The following is a 16881-nucleotide window of genomic DNA, read 5'->3' as shown; positions in this document are numbered from 1 at the left end:
TATTATGGACTACATATCCTTTTTGATAAGATAAGTTTTCAGTATAGCCGCAGTTGTCTTTGCGTCAGGGAGCTTGTTTTCCATGACCATTTTGTAAGCTTCTTCAAGAGGCATTTTTGTTACATCAAGGAATTCGCCCTCGTCAAGGTGCTGCTCACCGAAATCAAGTCCCTCTGCCATATACATATGGATTATCTCGGTATCATAAGCCACTGTAGGATAAATACAGCCAAGATAAGTCATTTTTTCTGCCGTTGCACCTATCTCCTCTTTAAGCTCACGCTTTCCGCACTCCAAATGATCTTCACCGTATTCAAGCTTTCCTGCAGGTATCTCCATAAGTGCGGTCTTGAAAGGATAGCGGAACTGCTTTACAAAATAAACATTCTCGTCCTCGTCAAGAGCAACGATGCAAACTCCGCCAGGGTGATGAATGACCTCTCTAAGCGTCTTGTAGCCGTTTTCAAGCTCCACTTCATCACAAGTCAGGTGAACGACCCTGCCCTTGTATATCTCTTTTTCACTGATAGTTTTTTCGTTCTGATACATTTTATATCCTCCCTTTCAGGTTTATGCGTTCTTTTCAACAGGCTGAGCTTCTTCTTTTTTCTTTCTGCCTGTAAATCTCACTGCGCCAAGGTAAACGATAAGCGAGCCGAAGCCAACGGCTGTTATTACCTTGCCCCAGAAAAGACCCTTTGTTTCGTAGGTGAACTGGATGTCGTTTGATCCCGCAGGACAAAGAACAGCCATAAAGCCGTAATCCACCTTTTCTATCTCCACGTCCTGACCATTCACCTTTGCGCTCCAGCCGTCATCATATGGAACTGAGAAGAACACAAGGTTATCCTTGTCAAGGTCGATCTTGGCGTTGAAACCATAAGAATCATAACTGAATGATGAACAACTGTTTGCACGTCTGTCAAGGCAGTTCTGATAATACTGATCTGTTGAGTAGTCGGTACCCTTAAAGCTGTAGTAGCTGAGGATATTATTGTATTTTGCAGCCTGCTCAGGGGTAAGCACAAGGGCTTTCATGAGCATTGATGTCTTGTCTACCTCTGAAGCCTTCTGAATGTCGCTGTCAAGGCAGTAGTAATCATATGTGAAGCCCATTGGTACATAATATTTGTTTTCGTAAATGTTGAAACCATTCTGAGTATCAACATATTCAAAGCCGTAGAGATTTGCAAGAGTTTCTGGCTTCGATACCTCTGTGATACCTTTTCTCTCACTTTCAGTAAGTTCATTGAAATAGTATTTTACGGAAAACAGGCTTCTTAGTGGATAGACCTTAGTTTCCATTCTTGATGCAACATCTCTCGTTTGTCCGATAGAGCTGTAGAAATCCATGATAGATGTTGAAACAACGCTGTGGAAGCATCTCATTGATGAAAGCTTCCAGAACATACACCAGTTGTCAACATTTTCTGAGGTATCTATTCTGTAGAAATTGTTGTCAGCATTGTAGTTCTCTGATCCAGATTCCAGCTTATCCATGTTGATGTTGTCGCCACCGTTTATTGCTCTGTTGATGTAGTCGGTGTTGTCAGTACCCTGGCTTACACCATATACGATAGAAGAAGTCATGCAGATGACCACCGCAACCGCCGTCATTGCAGAAGCGATCTTCATGTAGTCGAGCTTCTTCTCTGCGACCACATATATAAGCGTGCCAAGCATTATTATCATTACTATGGTAACGATAGCCTGAATGTAGTAAAGTTCAATATATTCAGGGACTTTGCCATAGGATACAACGCCGTTTTCGTTTGTCGGAAGCAGACCTATGCCAATAAATATCGCACATACTACACAAACAGGCACAAATCCCTTTTTCAGATCGTCTTTGTTTTCTGCGATGACCTTTGCTGTCATAAGGCACATAAGCAGTATAGGCATATAATACCATCTTGCATAATATGACGCATTGAAAAGGACGAAAGAGGAGTTCAATATAGGCACGCAAGCCATTATGCCGAACACGATAATAGCCTTTGTAAGCCAACTGTCTTTTCCTTTCTTTCTCGTTCTCATAAACGCTATAACGCCTGCCATTGAGAACATAGGCAGATAGCCTGCCATTGAAGCCCATCTTGCCTTGTCCGAGTTAAGGATATTTATTCTTGCAGGCATATCGGAAAGCATAAAGAACGATTGGATAATTCTTGGTATTCTTACATTTTCACCGTATATAACAAGGTCAAGTCCATAAAGTCTTTCGTTTACACGGTAGTTACCCATTACGCTCAGCGCTGACGGCAGGAAGATAACAGCGGATATCATCACACCGATAACAGCCTCAAGAATAAGCAGACCGAACTTCTTCATGTCAATTTCAAAATCCTTGTCAAGGCATCTCAGGAAGAAGTAGATAATAACGAATACGACCTCACAGGCAAAGAAGAAATAGCTTATGGTCGCACATATAGCTACCGCTACCGCAAACGGACCCTTCTTGTTCTTTTGAACCAACAGTTCAAATCCTAAAAGCATGAGAGGGAAGAAAGCAGTTGCGTCGTGGAAGTGGTTGAAGAAAACGTTGTAGGTCTGGAAGCCTGAGAAAGCGTAAAGCAGACCGCCTATAAAGCAGGCGCTTGTGTTGTCAACAAAAAATCTGATGTAAGCGTAGGCTGTTATTGCGGCGATAGCCGTTTTCAGCGCAAGGAGCCATGGTATCAGATAAGGCACTGCACCTGACGGGAAAAGTGTAGTGAGCCAGAAAAATGGCGAGCCAAGGAGATAGAAAGCATATGAGCCAACAAAGCTCGAGCCTAAGTCCGTTCCCCAATCCCAGCCCATGTTTCCGCTGCGAACAGCGTCATGACAGTGCTGATAGAACATCATCTGCTGTGAGTTGAAGTCGCCATAGTAGAGAAAGATGCCCTTGTTCACTATCATTGACGGAATGAACGAGATCATCATGCCGATAAAAGCCACCGCAAACAGCAGCAGATACTTTTCTTTTGGCTTGCTGTCAGGGCTTTTTAAAAGTCCGTTTTTCTTAAACATTGTCTTGTCCTCTTTTTCTTTACTGATAATATATTGGTAAAAAACCATACACAATTCATTATAACACAGCTGCATATAAAAATCAACATTTTAAACAGTCTTTAGGACGATTTTGAATAAAAAAGCTCATACGCAAAAGCATATGAGCCAGTCTGTTGCAAAAATGTCAAATCAACGGGCGAACACTGTTCGCCCCTACATACAAACAACGTGAATATGCAAAAGCATATGAGCATAGTTACAATATTATTTATTCCCTTTTCTCTGAACAATGAAGATACCCGAGCATACAAGGATAAGTGCGGCTATCCCCTGAACGCCAAAAATGCCTTTTTCATCAAGCAGGATAGTTGAAAGCAGCACTCCGCACACAGGGTTCATAAAGCCGAAAATCGCCACCTTTGAAACAGGGTTGTGCTTCAAAAGCACTGCCCACAGCGAATATGCCGCCGCTGATACAAAGGCAAGATACAAAAGCATCAAAAAAGCCTTTGCGCTCATGTGACCAAGCCTGCCGCCCATTAAAAAGCCTATGACAGTGAGAACTGCTCCACCGAAAACGAACTGCCAGCCGCTAAGCATAACAGGGTCTTCTGTTTCGGAATAGCGCTTCATATACACCGATGAAAAAGCGTATGCACAGGTGCAAAGAAAAATAAATCCGTCCCCGAGAAAGTTAAAGCTTACCCCCGAAAGTCCCCCGAGATTTATAACAATGATACCCGAAAATCCAAGTATACAGCCTGCTATTTTCACAGCGGTGAGCTTTTCAAGCTTGTATAAAAGCGATGACACAAGTATCGCAATAAAAACGTTCGCCCCAACTATTATCGCTGCCTTTACCCCCGTTGTGTGGGCAAGACCTATGTAGTAGAAAAAATACTGCAAAATTGTCTGAAAAAGGCTTATTATCATGATCTTTGGTATGGAAGTTTTTGTTGGCAGGAGAATTTTTCTCTCCGCTGTGCTTCCCATGGCAAGAGCCATTAGCCCTGCCACAAAAAATCTTATGCCCCCAAACACAAGCTGAGAGCCGCTGTCATTGGTGGTTATGTTCATAAGGCTGTAGCCTATTTTCACGCAGGAAAATGCACTTCCCCACAGCATACAGCATATGGACGCAAGGACAGCCACTACCCATGTTTTTGTCAGAATATCTTTTTTCTCGTTCATACATTATCCTATCTATAGCAAATTGTGGATCTTCACAGAAAGACCGCAGCGGCGTAAAATGCTGCTGCGGTCGAAAGTTACTTTTTGTCTTTTTTTGCTTTCTTTTCCTTTTTGCGTTTCTTCTTGTTTTCCTTTATTATCTTCAAAGGGTCGCCGAAACGTTCCTTATCGTCCTTGACAGGCTCGATAGTTTCGCTCTTTGTCATGATATCCGTCATCTGCTGTAAAAGCATCGACTCCTCGAACATATCCACAGCTTCCTCGCAGGTGTCAGCCTTGCCGTCCACAAGAAACTGTTTTATCTGCTGAACGTTCTTCATATAGTCAAGTGACATGAAAGGCACTCTCTTTTCAAGAGCCTTGTAGTAATCATCTCTCTGACGTTCTACCTGCTTTATTCTGTCATCAAGCATTATTATCTGTTCGTTTATGCCCTCGTTCACTTCAACCTGCTTCTGTTCAGCAGCTGTAAGTCTGTATTTGTTCAGTGCGATACCGAAAACGCCTGCACCGATAAAAATAAGTGCACCTGCAATAATGCCCACTATAATAAGCTTTGTGCCAAGGAGCAGCCACAGCAACAGGAAAGCTGCCAATCCAATGCCGATGCTTATGCCTAAAGATTTAATTATTTTATTTTTTATATTGAAGTTTTTAACAACATAATCGTTGTCATGGATATAAGTTTTGAGATATTCCTTATTTTCCATGCTGACCGTTACAGCGTCCTCAAACTCAAAATATCTTTCAAAGTATTCGGCAGCACGGTCAATTTTTTCAAGCTCAGTTTCGTTAGCCATATATACTCCCTCAGATCACGAAAAAAATTTCTAAAAGCAGAACCTTTTAGTCTTTTGCGTGGTGCGTGATAGTGAACACTGCACAAATAACACGCTTTATTTCCCACCATATTACTACAATTATAACACACGGCATAATTTTTGTCAACCATATTAAGCATAGTTTTCGTAAAAATAAGACACGGACTTCTGTAATTAGATTTTTATAGACAGGTAAAAAAAGAGGACGAACACAGTCCGTCCTCCGATATGCTTAAGTATCTTACTCTGCTGTTTCGTTGTTTGTAACAGCAATGTCAGGAGCTTCGCCATTTTCAGCAGCTTCTCTAGCCGCCTTGCGCTCCTTTGCTACCTTTATAAGAGTCTGCTTGATAGACTCCAGCATTTCCTGAGTGAAAGGAAGGTTCTCGCCAAATGGGTTTACAACAAAGCCCTGTACCTTTGGCGTCTGCTCAGTGAGAGCAGCTATATCCTGAAATCTCATTGCAAAGCTCTGGAAAGGCTTGTCATACTGGAGCTTCTTAGCTTCCTCTGGGGAAGTGAAAACAGGGAAAAATGTGCCGTTTGTTTTGTTGTTGTTGAGAAGAATGAACTTAGCCTTGCTCTTGTCCTCGAAATTAACATGGTTTTCAGCGTCGGCAACAAGCTCTGTTGTCTTTTCTACCATTGCAGGCACGAGAAATGTGCAGGCAAGTGCTGTGTTTATTACCTTGTTTTGAGTTTCGGCACAGAAATTCTTTCTCATTTCTGCGATAGCTTCTATAAGCTTAGGGTTGTTGTCGAAATTTGGTTTCTGATTGTTAGCCTTGAGTTCTGCCATTTTTAATTACTCCTTGTCTGTTTCTTCAAGATTTGTTTCGATTATAAATTTAGGTCTAGCCTTTGTTTCCAAATAGATCTTGCCTATATATTCTCCGATAATACCTATAGCCAAAAGCTGAAGTCCGCCTATCGCCCATATAGACGTGATAGTTGAAGCCCAGCCCTGAACAGTGTGCCCAACTGCCCATGTTATAAGGAAATATATAAGCATTATAAGTGATACTAAAAATACTATTATACCGATAGTGGTGATAAATCTTATAGGCTTTACAGAAAGTGAGGTTATTCCCTCAACTGCAAAGGAAAGCATTTTCTTCAGCGGATATTTAGATTCGCCCGCCACACGCTCGTTTCTTACATACTTAACGATGTCGCTCTTGAAGCCGACCATAGGCACAAGACCTCTTAGAAACAGATTTACTTCCTTAAACTCTGCCAGAGCGTCTATAGCCCTTTTGCTCATAAGTCTGTAATCAGCGTGATTATATGTTATCTCAACGCCCATATGCTCCAAAAGCTTGTAATATGCCTGAGCAGTTCCACGCTTGAAAGCGGTATCCTTTTCTCTCGATGAACGAACGCCGTAAACAATATCACAGCCCTCTGCCCTCTTATCAAGGAAGCCGTCAATAGCGTTTATATCGTCCTGCAAGTCAGCGTCCATGGAAACAACGATATCAGCGTAGTTTCTCGCCGTCATAAGACCAGCCAGCAGTGCGTTCTGATGACCTTTGTTTCTTGAAAGCTTAAGACCTGTGAAAACAGGGCTTGCTTCGTGGAGCTTCTGTATTATCTCCCACGTTTTGTCCTTTGAGCCGTCGTCAACGAACATGACCTTGCTGTTCTGTGCGATGCGACCTTCTGCTTTCAGCTTATCGAACTTTTTTATAAGCGCTTCCGCTGTGATAGGCAACATTTGTTCCTCATTGTAGCATGGTATTACTACATACATAGTTTCTGTCATTTTGTTCTCTTATCCTTTCTCATATTCGATCCCGAACAGGCGGCAAGCGTTTCTATTTGTAATGTCAAGCACTTCCTGCGGATCAAGTTTTTTTATTTCAGCCACGACCTTTGCCACTTCTTCTATCATAGGGCTTTCGCACCTCTGTCCTCTGTAAGGAGGGGGCGCCATGTAAGGGCAGTCCGTTTCAAGAAGAAGCCTGTCCATTGGGACAACTTCAAGAGCACGTTTGGCTTTTTTAGCATTTTTAAAAGCAAGCGCACCTGTAAACCCGATGTACATACCAAGCCCAAGCACTATCTCTGCGGTCTCCGCCGAGCCTGAAAAGCAGTGAACTACACCTGACGGCGCATATTTGTCCAGCACGTCAAGGCAGTCCTGAGTGGCTTCACGGCAGTGAACTATAACAGGCAGACTTTTCTTCACAGCATATTCCACCTGCTTGTCAAAAAGCTTTATCTGTTTTTCTTTGTCATATCCCTCATAATGATAGTCAAGCCCTATCTCACCAACCGCAACAAGCTTGTGAGTAGAGCAGGCTTTCAAATAAAGCTCGTCAAGCACCTGCATATAATTTTCAGGAAGAGTATCCATACACTCAGGGTGAAAGCCAACAGAGGTATAGAAATTCTCATATTTTTTCGCAGTTTCGATTCCGAACAAAGACGATCTTTCGTCCGTTGCAGCGTGGCAGACCTTGTCTACAGGAGAGTCAGGGTCGCAAAGAAGCCTGTCAAGGACTTCGTATCTGTCCTCATCGAAAGCGTGATCGTCATAGTGACAATGTGAGTCAAATATATTTTTTATGGCAAGGACGTCCTTTCGTAAAAATATACAAACATATTATATCACAACTCGCCAATTTTGTAAAGCTTTTTATTGTAAAAACGGGCATAAAAAACGGGCGAACAAACCGTTCGCCCGCAAAGATCTTTATTTTACTAGAAAGCTATCTTCTTTTCGATATAAGCTACCAGCTCGTCGATCTTGATACGCTCCTGCTCCATTGTATCTCTGTCTCTTACTGTTACACAGCCGTCCTCAACAGAATCAAAGTCATATGTGATGCAGAATGGTGTACCGATCTCGTCCTGACGGCGATATCTCTTACCGATAGAACCTGCCTCGTCATAGTCAACAAGGAAGTGCTTTGAAAGCTCTGCATAAAGCTCGCCTGCCTGCTCGCTGAGCTTCTTGGAAAGCGGAAGAATGCAAGCCTTGAAAGGAGCAAGTGCAGGGTGGAAACGCATAACAGTTCTAACGTCAGGCTTCTCCTCTGTGCCGATGTTTTCCTCGTCATATGCTTCGCAAACAACTGTCAGGAACAATCTCTCAACGCCAAGGGAAGGCTCGATAACGTATGGAACATATCTCTCGTTTGTTTCAGGGTCAAAGTAATCAAGGCTCTTGCCGCTTGTCTTGATGTGCTGATTAAGGTCATAATCAGTTCTGTCGGCAACGCCCCAAAGCTCGCCCCAGCCAAATGGGAAGAGATACTCAAAGTCAGTTGTAGCCTTTGAATAGAAGCAAAGCTCCTCAGGTGAATGATCTCTCAGACGAAGGTTTTCTTCCTTGATGTTAAGGCTAAGGAGCCAATCCTTGCAGAAGCCTCTCCAGTAGTTGAACCACTCAAGGTCTGTGCCAGGCTTGCAGAAGAACTCAAGCTCCATCTGCTCAAACTCACGAACACGGAAAATAAAGTTACCCGGAGTGATCTCGTTTCTGAATGACTTACCTACCTGTGCAACGCCGAAAGGTACTTTCTTTCTTGTTGTTCTCTGGATATTTGCAAAGTTTACAAAGATACCTTGTGCAGTTTCAGGACGCAGATAAAGCTCAGACTTTGAGTCCTCAGTTACACCCTGAAATGTCTTGAACATAAGGTTGAACTGACGGATATCAGTGAAGTTGTGGCTGCCGCAATCTGGGCATGGGATCTGTTTTTCCTTGATGTAGTCCATCATCTGCTCGTTTGTCCAGCCTGCAACGTTAGTGCCGTCGAAATCTTCGATAAGGTTGTCCGCTCTGTGACGTGTCTTACAGTCCTTGCAGTCCATAAGAGGGTCAGAGAAACCGCCGATGTGACCTGAAGCCACCCAAGTCTGCGGATTCATAAGGATAGCGGAGTCAAGACCAACGTTGTACTTGTTCTCCTGAATGAACTTCTTTCTCCAAGCGTTCTTGATGTTAGTTTTAAGCTCAACGCCAAGCGGACCGTAGTCCCAAGTGTTTGCAAGACCACCGTAGATCTCGCTTCCAGGGTATACAAAGCCTCTGTTTTTACAGAGAGCCACGATCTTATCCATGGTTTTTTCAGAATTATTCATGAAACATTCTCCTTATACAAAATATAATACTACCATTATATTTTATAGCAAAATTCCGCAAATGTCAAGGCGTTTCAGCGATTTATTACTTGTATTGATATCTGAATGCAAAGAAAAGTGAATTGTGTAGGTTTGTCAATCATATTGGACACTATTATTAAGAAATTCGATAGGCGAAAACCATTTGAGGGGACGCATAGGACGGTTGTTTGTTCGACTTAAACGTGCAGCTAGCTGCACGTTTAAGTCGTCGCAGGAATAAAACCTATGGCACGAATAGAATTTGTTGTGATCTTCTCGGTGACTGCGCTCTACTTTGCCATTGTGCCTGGGCGTATATGGACGAATGAGTTTGTGTTCAATGCCAAGTTGTGAGAGCGTATTCTCAAACAGCGTTTTCTTGTCTCTTTTGCTTGGCGAAAAGCGGTTAGTAAATTCAAATCCATTGTCGGTCTGAATACATTTCACCGTTATTCCTCTGCGTTTGTACCATTTCACCAGCCTTTTTACAAAGTCTGCTGAAGAATAGGTGCTTTGCTCCTCATATCCGTATAAAAATCTTATCCTGGTATACTCATCGATCGCCGTGTATTGGTACAGCTTCATCTCTGGGTCAGCTATACACTTTCTCGGAACTACCTTTACGTCCACCTGAATACGCTCTCCGGGGTATGTCATCTGCTCGTATGGCTTTGGTTTATACGTCGCTTTCTTCGGCTTTTTCGGAAGCATTCCTAGTTTTTTCATAACCCTGTAAAGACTTTCAAGACAGCGTGTATACCCTTGTTTTCTGAGACGATGCCATAGTTCGGGAAGCTCAAGTGTCGGGTTCCGTTTGTGATACCTTTTGATAAGATCTATTTCTTCCTTGGTATGCTCATTGGGATGATGATGCGGTCGGCGTGATTTAACTGCAAGGGACTCCACACTTCCGTCCCAGCGTTTCAGCCAGAAATATATATATGAACGTGATTTATTGTATTTTCTGCTTGCTCGGCTCACTCCATATTTCTTTGCGTAATTCATTAAGGATTGACGAAACTTCATATCTTGTGTTATACTATTCATGAGAGATAGGCTTCCTTTCTGATTTGAATTTGGTGTGGTAACTTTATTTTATCAGATTTTTGCCTATCTCTCTTTTCTTTTTTCTTAATTTTGTCCAATATCTATTGTAGCACTACAATCTGAATGCAAAGAAAAGTGAATTGCCCCTTGACTTTTTTAGGTATATGTGATATAATTCTAACAGCATAATTAATAAATTGTTCGGAAAAATATTTCAATGTAGGGGTTGACATATCTGTGAAGATCGCATATAATCAGACAGACAGACAGACAGACAGACAGACAGACAGACAGACAGACAGACAGACAGAATAACTATGTTTCTTTAACAACTGTTAAATATTGTATATCAAAGGTGCAGTATGCCCGATAAGTTCGGGTGTGCTGTGCCTTTTTTGTGCTCTTTTGAGCAATATATGAAAAATGGAGGAAAACACATGAAGAAAATCAAATCAATACTTGCGTTCGCACTTGCACTGAGTATGTGCACTTCAATGGCAGCCTGCGGAAGTTCTGATGACGACAGCGATGATAAGTCAGACAATAAGACAACATCTTCCGCTGCGGCAAAAGCTGACGATGAGTCAAAGGCTTCTGATGAAACATCTTCAAGCGATGAGTCCACGGCAGAAGATTCCGCAGCAGAAGAGCCTGAGGAGTCAAGCAAAGCAGAGCAAGAGGACGACGACGCTTCAAAGTATGGCTATTATGAGGACTTAGCAGCTGAGTATGAGGCTAATGGATTTAGTCAGGCTGAAGTTACGGACGGAAAATTCATGAACTGGGGTAATGACTTCTCTTCTCATGATTCGGAAAGAGTCTATTATAAAAACGGAAAGCTGTATTTTGGATTGGTAAAAGACGATATAAGCTATATCATGTGTTATGATATAAACACTAAAAAAACTACAGAACGTCAGGTCGATTTTTATCTTTCGGATATAGATGTAGCTTACGGAAAGATCTTGTATGATGATTCTAGCCGACATTGCACAGTCGTTGATTTTGAAGATGACAGCAAGAGCTATACTTGTGAGATATCACAGTCTTATGACCCTAGTCTCATTTCGTCAGGTGCATTAGTGGGTTATTACGATACGGATAATGTTTTGTACTATTATTCACCTGAGACAGGCGAGGTAACTTATCCCGGATTGACGATCAAGGATTCACACGGACTTGAACAGAAAGTTTCTGCTGATCTGGTGGCTTCATACGGCAATAAGCTATATTTCAAAGTAAACGGCAATGATGAAGGAGATAAGCTCTACTGCTTTGACCTTGACAGTAAGCAATGGGGCGATGAGCCTGTATTGTCGGGCAAAAATTCAAGGATTACAGTGACCGGCGTTATAGGCAAATATATGTTCTTTTCCTATAATGGATATAATTTGCAGCAGGATAAGCTCTATAACATGGAGACCGATGAAGTAGTAGGAACTTTCTCTTATCCTGAGGGCTATTTCCCGGAATATTTTGGCGGTGATTCGCATATTTATGCAGATCATGAAAGCGGCACTTTTTATGATATAGAGAGATTTAAAAAGTTCAAGCTTCCTATCGACGGCAGCCCTGTAGATGAAAATGCAACTGTTGACCTTTATTCGTCAGATACTGAGGCAAGCATATTCCCGGTCAATGAGACTTATTATCTGTTCATAGATAATGCGGGCGTATTCCTGCGTTCTTATGATAAAGGACCTGACGGTGAAGAAATAGTTTGTGTATTCGATAATTAATTTATGGAGGAAAATCACATGAAAAAGATCAGATCAATTCTTGTATTCGCACTTGCACTTAGTATGTGCGCGTCAATGGCAGCCTGTGGAAGTAACAGCAATGACGAAAGCAGCAAGACAGAAACATCCTCTGCTGCTACAACAGAGGCAACAACAGAAGAAAGCACAGAGAGCACATCTGAAGAATCGGCAGAAACTACTACGACAATCGCTGCTGAAAGTGCTGACAACAATGATGCAGATAACGCATCTGAATCATCTGCGCAGACTGACGCTGCTATGGGCAGCGACATGACAATCACTGACGTAGACAGTTTCTTTGCAAGCCTCAATGGCAAGACATTGGACGACGCAAAGGCCTATATTGAAAGTGCGTTCCAGGTCGGCGAATGTGAAGAGTCCATCAATGCATACACAACACGTGATGCGGACGGAAATTCTATGCAGGTTGACACGTATACATGGTATTTTTCATCAGAAGAAACCATTGAAGGCGTAGCATTCGATTGTGTGACAGTGAGCATGGCCGGTGACACACTCTACAACGTTTCATTTAATAAAAACGAGAGTGATAATGAAACATATTCTCTCCTGGACAAAAAGATTGGAACATACGGATATGATACAGCCCCAGATATCAGTGGTCGCTATATTGCAGATTGCGGCGATATCGATATCACTTTGGTGCCTGGAACCAATGCACTCATAATTGGTCACAATTACCAATAGCAACAAGAAAACAGCGAATACCCCTATATCTGGGAGCTCAGAGATAGGCGGAAAACCTTACTATTGCTTCCTCATATCAAACGCTTACAGGAGCCGATAAAGAGGGAGATATCCAATATAGCGTAGATTTCAGAAAATTGGAAGAGTAACTTTGAGCGTATCGAGCGTTGAATAATACTTTTGATAAACAGACGGAGACTGTTAAGCAGTTTTCGTCTGTTTTTTTGTGCCCACGAAGTCGAATACGTCCAACTAACTATTGATATATGGCTTTTTATCGTTGCAAAAAATCACGCATTGTGCTATAATAAAATAGTATCGCTATGACTATTCATGTATTGGAACATATTAGGAGAATTTTACTTGATGAACAGCTTTTTTATCGGAAACGTTGAAATAGAAAAGACCGCAGCATTAGCACCCATGGCGTCGGTGGCAGATAAATCATATCGCCTTATGTGCAAAGAGTATGGGGCTTCATATCTTGTGAGCGAGATGATATCCTCGAAGGGTCTGTGCTTTGGCGACAAAAAGACTGCACGTCTTTGCGAGATTGAGAAAGAGGAACGCCCCTATGCTTTGCAGCTTTTTGGGGAAGACCCTTATTATATGGGAAAAGCAGCATATAAGCTCAACGAATATTCCCCTGATATCATTGATATAAACATGGGCTGTCCTGTGCCTAAGATAGTAGGCAACGGCAGCGGCTCTGCACTTATGAAGCTTCCTGACACTGCGGCAGAGATATGCAGAGAGGTGGTAAAAAACGCAAACTGCCCTGTTACAGTGAAATTTCGTGCAGGCTGGGACGAAAACAGCATAAATGCAGTGGAATTCGCAAAGCTCATCGAGCAGGCAGGGGCAAGCGCCGTCACCTGTCACGGCAGGACGAGAACGCAGTTTTATTCAGGCAAAGCCGATTGGGATATAATAAGGCAGGTAAAAGCCAGCGTTAAGATACCAGTTATAGGCAACGGCGACGTTGTTGACGGAGAAAGCGCAAAGGCAATGTATGAGCAGACTGGCTGTGACCTTGTGATGATAGGCAGAGGAAGCTACGGCAGACCATGGGTTTTCCGTGACGTGAAGCATTATCTTGAAACAGGGGAAAAGCTTCCTGAGGTGAGCATAGAAGAAAAAATGGCAGTGATGAAAAAGCACTGCGAGCTTATATGCAAATACAAGGGCGAACGTCAGGGCATGAAAGAAGCCAGAAAAAACTGCGCATGGTATGTTAAAGGGCTGAAAGGCTCTGCAAGGCTAAGAGCGCAGTGCGGTGGGCTTAATACCATTTCTGACCTTTATGAGATGATAGACCACATACTTGCAAACGAGTTAGGAGAATAAACAATGGGAATTTTATCCGTAGTAGGAACGCCTATAGGCAACCTTGGAGATATGACATACCGTGCAGTTGAGACCCTAGAAAAGGCTGATTTTATCTGTGCCGAGGACACAAGAGTTACCGCAAAGCTTCTCAATTATTTTGACATAAAAACGCCACTTGTGAGCTATCACGAACACAATGCGAAGCAGGTGGGCGAGAGCATTTTGAACAGGATAATGGCAGGCGAGAACGCCGCTATCGTAACAGACGCTGGTATGCCCTGCATTTCAGACCCTGGGGAGCTTCTTGTGAAGCTGTGCGCTGAAAACGGTGTGAAAGTGGAGGTAGTACCAGGTCCGTCAGCGGTGGTATCAGCACTTGCCATAAGCGGACTTGACACTGCAAGATTTCAGTTCGAGGGCTTTTTGTCAACCACCAAGAAGCAAAGATTAAATCATCTTGCCTCGGTGAAAAACTGCACCAATACCCTCATTTTCTATGAAGCACCCCACAAGCTCATTTACACTTTGAAGGATATGCTGGAATATTTTGGTGACAGAAGAATATCTCTTTGCAGGGAGCTTACAAAGATACACGAGGAAGTTTTCCGCACCACCCTTGCGCAGGCTGTGGAGTATTATGAAGCCAACAAGCCAAAGGGCGAATTTGTGCTTGTTATCGAGGGTGCAAAAGAGGACGAGCTTTGCCCTGCGGAGAATATAGAGGAAGCTTTGGAACAAGTAAAAGCCCTTGTGGAAAAGGGTATGCGTGGAGCTGACGCCTGCCGTGAGATAGCAAAGGCAACGGGTTTTTCTAAGGGGGAGCTTTACGGACGCTTGTTTAAATGAGGAATGAGGAGTGAGGAATGAGGAATTAAGGTATCGCCTGCGGCGATGTTTATTTCTTGTTTTTTCGCATTTGTATTATATATCAATTTAGATTTTTTGAGGTGATTTTATGAGCATAAAAGAATACATAGGCGGACAGTGTGGTAATCCAGAGGGATTGGGCGGTATAGCCTGTGCAAAATTCATGAACTTTTTCAATGCAGAGCACTACAGAGCGGTGAAAAAATTTGTCTGCAAGCTTGACGGTGCAAGGATATTGGATATAGGCTTTGGAAACGGTGTGACTATCAAAAAGCTTAGCAAGAATATAAACGCTAAATTCTATGGCGTTGACATTTCTGCGGATATGGTGGAAAAAGCCAAGCGAGAAAACCGTGACGGAGTGAATACCAACAAGGTGATCTTACAGCAGGGAAAAGCTGAGGAGCTTCCTTATAATGACGATTTTTTTGACACTGTTTACACTGTGAATACCATTTATTTCTGGGAGGACACCGCAAAAGTTCTTGACGAGGTAAGGCGAGTTCTCAAAGACGGCGGCAATTTTATCTGCACATTCTATACAAAGGGCTACCTTGATAAGCTCCCATACTGCGATTCAGGTTTTGATAAGTTCACTCCTCAGCAGGTGCGTTCAATGGCTAGAGAGCGTGGCTTCCATGATGTAAAAGTCAAAATTCTGAGCGACTGCAAAGCGTATTGCCTTATTGGCACGAAAATAGAGGGCGAATAAGGTGGCAGATGTGACCATTGTGCCTCTTTCAGAGGAAAACGTACAGCTTTTTTCACAAACTGCGGCGAAAATTCTGCCCGAAGCTTGGAGTTTTGAAACCTACCAAAAACAGCTTTCAAACCCTGACGATATATCGTTTCTTGCCCTTTGTAATGGCGAAGCCGCAGGCTTTATAAGTGTGTGGTGCGTCTGCGGAGAAGCTGAGATAAACAATATAGGCGTTTTGGAGAAGTTTCGCAGGATGGGCATTGCAAAAGCCCTTTTTGACAGCGCATACAATGCCGCAAAGGCTGAAAAATGGTATCTTGAAGTGCGGGAGTCAAACCTTGGGGCTATACAATTTTACGAAAAGCAGGGATTTGATAGGGTAGGCATGAGAAAAGATTTCTACACCGCCCCCACGGAAAATGCTGTTTTAATGGCACTTCAATCCACTGAAAATGGAGAAATAAATGACATACAACGATTTTACATTTGAGTCCTTGGGCGAGGGCATTGAGATATGTATATCTGACGAACACCGTTTTGGTACTGACGCTTTTCTGCTTGCGGATTTTTCAGCAGGACGGCACAAGGATATCTGCGCAGACCTTTGCACAGGAAGCGGCATAATAGCGCTTCTTCTGCACAAATTTTACAAGCCACAGAAGATATATGCTGTTGAGATACAGGAAAAGGCTCACGAACAGCTGAAAATATCTTTGGAAAAGTCGAAAATAGACACTATCCAGCCTGTTTTGGGCGACTTGAATGATTGGCGAAGCGAAAAAGAGCTTGACCTTATTACCTGCAATCCGCCCTACAAGATAAACAACACAGGTGCGAAGAATGACAGCGAAGCGGTTTCTATCGCACGGCATGAAATGCTCTGCACTATTGATGACGTGTGCAGATGTGCAAAGAAAAATCTGAAATTCGGTGGCAGGCTTTGCATATGCAACCGCCCTGAGCGCCTATGCGATATAATGACGGCAATGAGAGCCAGTGGCATCGAGCCGAAGCGTTTGCGTACAGTTCACAAAAACCCAGAATGTCCTCCGTGGCTCATTCTCGTTGAGGGCAAAAAGGGCGGAAAGCCTTTTGTACAGATAGAAAAGCCTTTGTATGTGCGTTCCGCAGACGGCGGAAACTCGGCGGAAATGAAGAGAATATACGGACTTCCTTGAAAAGTGAGGAATGAGGAGTGAGGAATGAGGAATTAAGGTATCGCCTGCGGCGATGATTATTTTTTCGTAGGGGCGAACACTGTTCGCCCGCTTGCTCCAATTTGTCTGCGTGTGAGTTGAAATCAAATTATGGATTATGGTGTTATGACGGATTATCGAGTCACGTTCCACAT

The 16881-nt window shown here is 43.0% G+C and carries 16 protein-coding genes; 7 read left to right on the top strand and 9 right to left on the bottom strand.

Features of this window, described 5'->3' with window-relative positions:
* Positions 1–9: 9 nt before the first annotated feature.
* The 9 genes from RBI_RS10400 to RBI_RS10360 all read right to left on the bottom strand — a co-directional run bounded on the left by RBI_RS10400 (position 10) and on the right by RBI_RS10360 (position 10166).
* Positions 10–549 carry an NUDIX domain-containing protein gene (locus RBI_RS10400; RefSeq protein WP_038672772.1) on the bottom strand — a complete coding sequence of 180 codons (540 nt, stop codon included), beginning with the start codon at positions 547–549 and terminating at the stop codon, positions 10–12.
* A 21-nt stretch (positions 550–570) separates the two neighbouring features.
* The gene (locus RBI_RS10395) at positions 571–3012 is read right to left on the bottom strand and encodes a YfhO family protein (RefSeq protein ID WP_038672770.1); all 2442 of its coding nucleotides are present in this window, start codon (positions 3010–3012) and stop codon (positions 571–573) included.
* 246 nt (positions 3013–3258) lie between these two features.
* The gene (locus RBI_RS10390; RefSeq protein ID WP_038672769.1) at positions 3259–4185 is read right to left on the bottom strand and encodes a DMT family transporter; all 927 of its coding nucleotides are present in this window, start codon (positions 4183–4185) and stop codon (positions 3259–3261) included.
* Between the two features lie 77 nt (positions 4186–4262).
* Positions 4263–4985, bottom strand: a complete 723-nt coding sequence (locus tag RBI_RS10385; protein ID WP_038672767.1) for a hypothetical protein — start codon at positions 4983–4985, stop codon at positions 4263–4265.
* 262 nt (positions 4986–5247) lie between these two features.
* Positions 5248–5805, bottom strand: a complete 558-nt coding sequence (locus RBI_RS10380; protein ID WP_038672765.1) for an SseB family protein — start codon at positions 5803–5805, stop codon at positions 5248–5250.
* A gap of 6 nt (positions 5806–5811) precedes the next feature.
* Positions 5812–6771 carry a glycosyltransferase family 2 protein gene (locus RBI_RS10375; protein ID WP_038672763.1) on the bottom strand — a complete coding sequence of 320 codons (960 nt, stop codon included), beginning with the start codon at positions 6769–6771 and terminating at the stop codon, positions 5812–5814.
* A 9-nt stretch (positions 6772–6780) separates the two neighbouring features.
* The gene (locus RBI_RS10370) at positions 6781–7569 is read right to left on the bottom strand and encodes a TatD family hydrolase (RefSeq protein WP_167539806.1); all 789 of its coding nucleotides are present in this window, start codon (positions 7567–7569) and stop codon (positions 6781–6783) included.
* A gap of 143 nt (positions 7570–7712) precedes the next feature.
* Positions 7713–9098, bottom strand: a complete 1386-nt coding sequence (locus RBI_RS10365) for a glycine--tRNA ligase (protein ID WP_038672759.1) — start codon at positions 9096–9098, stop codon at positions 7713–7715.
* Between the two features lie 135 nt (positions 9099–9233).
* A complete protein-coding gene (locus RBI_RS10360; RefSeq protein ID WP_038671142.1) occupies positions 9234–10166 on the bottom strand; it encodes an IS481 family transposase in 933 nt (310 codons plus the stop codon).
* Positions 10167–10603: 437 nt separating this feature from the next.
* Between RBI_RS10360 and RBI_RS10355 the strand changes: the two genes are divergently transcribed.
* The 7 genes from RBI_RS10355 (at position 10604) to RBI_RS10325 (ending at position 16708) form a co-directional block, all read left to right on the top strand.
* Positions 10604–11905, top strand: a complete 1302-nt coding sequence (locus RBI_RS10355) for a hypothetical protein (RefSeq protein ID WP_038672756.1) — start codon at positions 10604–10606, stop codon at positions 11903–11905.
* 18 nt (positions 11906–11923) lie between these two features.
* Positions 11924–12634 carry a hypothetical protein gene (locus RBI_RS14970; protein WP_038672753.1) on the top strand — a complete coding sequence of 237 codons (711 nt, stop codon included), beginning with the start codon at positions 11924–11926 and terminating at the stop codon, positions 12632–12634.
* A gap of 366 nt (positions 12635–13000) precedes the next feature.
* Entirely contained in the window at positions 13001–13981 is a 981-nt protein-coding gene (dusB, locus tag RBI_RS10345) for a tRNA dihydrouridine synthase DusB (protein ID WP_038672751.1), read from the top strand.
* 3 nt (positions 13982–13984) lie between these two features.
* Positions 13985–14809, top strand: a complete 825-nt coding sequence (gene rsmI, locus RBI_RS10340) for a 16S rRNA (cytidine(1402)-2'-O)-methyltransferase (RefSeq protein ID WP_038672749.1) — start codon at positions 13985–13987, stop codon at positions 14807–14809.
* A 109-nt stretch (positions 14810–14918) separates the two neighbouring features.
* Entirely contained in the window at positions 14919–15542 is a 624-nt protein-coding gene (locus tag RBI_RS14245) for a class I SAM-dependent methyltransferase (protein ID WP_051706780.1), read from the top strand.
* Between the two features lie 10 nt (positions 15543–15552).
* Entirely contained in the window at positions 15553–16020 is a 468-nt protein-coding gene (gene rimI / locus RBI_RS10330) for a ribosomal protein S18-alanine N-acetyltransferase (protein ID WP_051706833.1), read from the top strand.
* Positions 15995–16708, top strand: a complete 714-nt coding sequence (locus tag RBI_RS10325) for a tRNA1(Val) (adenine(37)-N6)-methyltransferase (protein ID WP_051706778.1) — start codon at positions 15995–15997, stop codon at positions 16706–16708. The genes rimI and RBI_RS10325 overlap by 26 nt, the downstream gene beginning before the upstream one ends.
* Positions 16709–16881 lie beyond the last annotated feature (173 nt).

Source organism: Ruminococcus bicirculans (ex Wegman et al. 2014) (assembly GCF_000723465.1).
Taxonomy (GTDB): domain Bacteria; phylum Bacillota; class Clostridia; order Oscillospirales; family Ruminococcaceae; genus Hominimerdicola; species Hominimerdicola aceti.
Note: the sequence above shows the minus strand (reverse complement) of the source record. Positions and strands in the feature narration are given on the sequence as shown.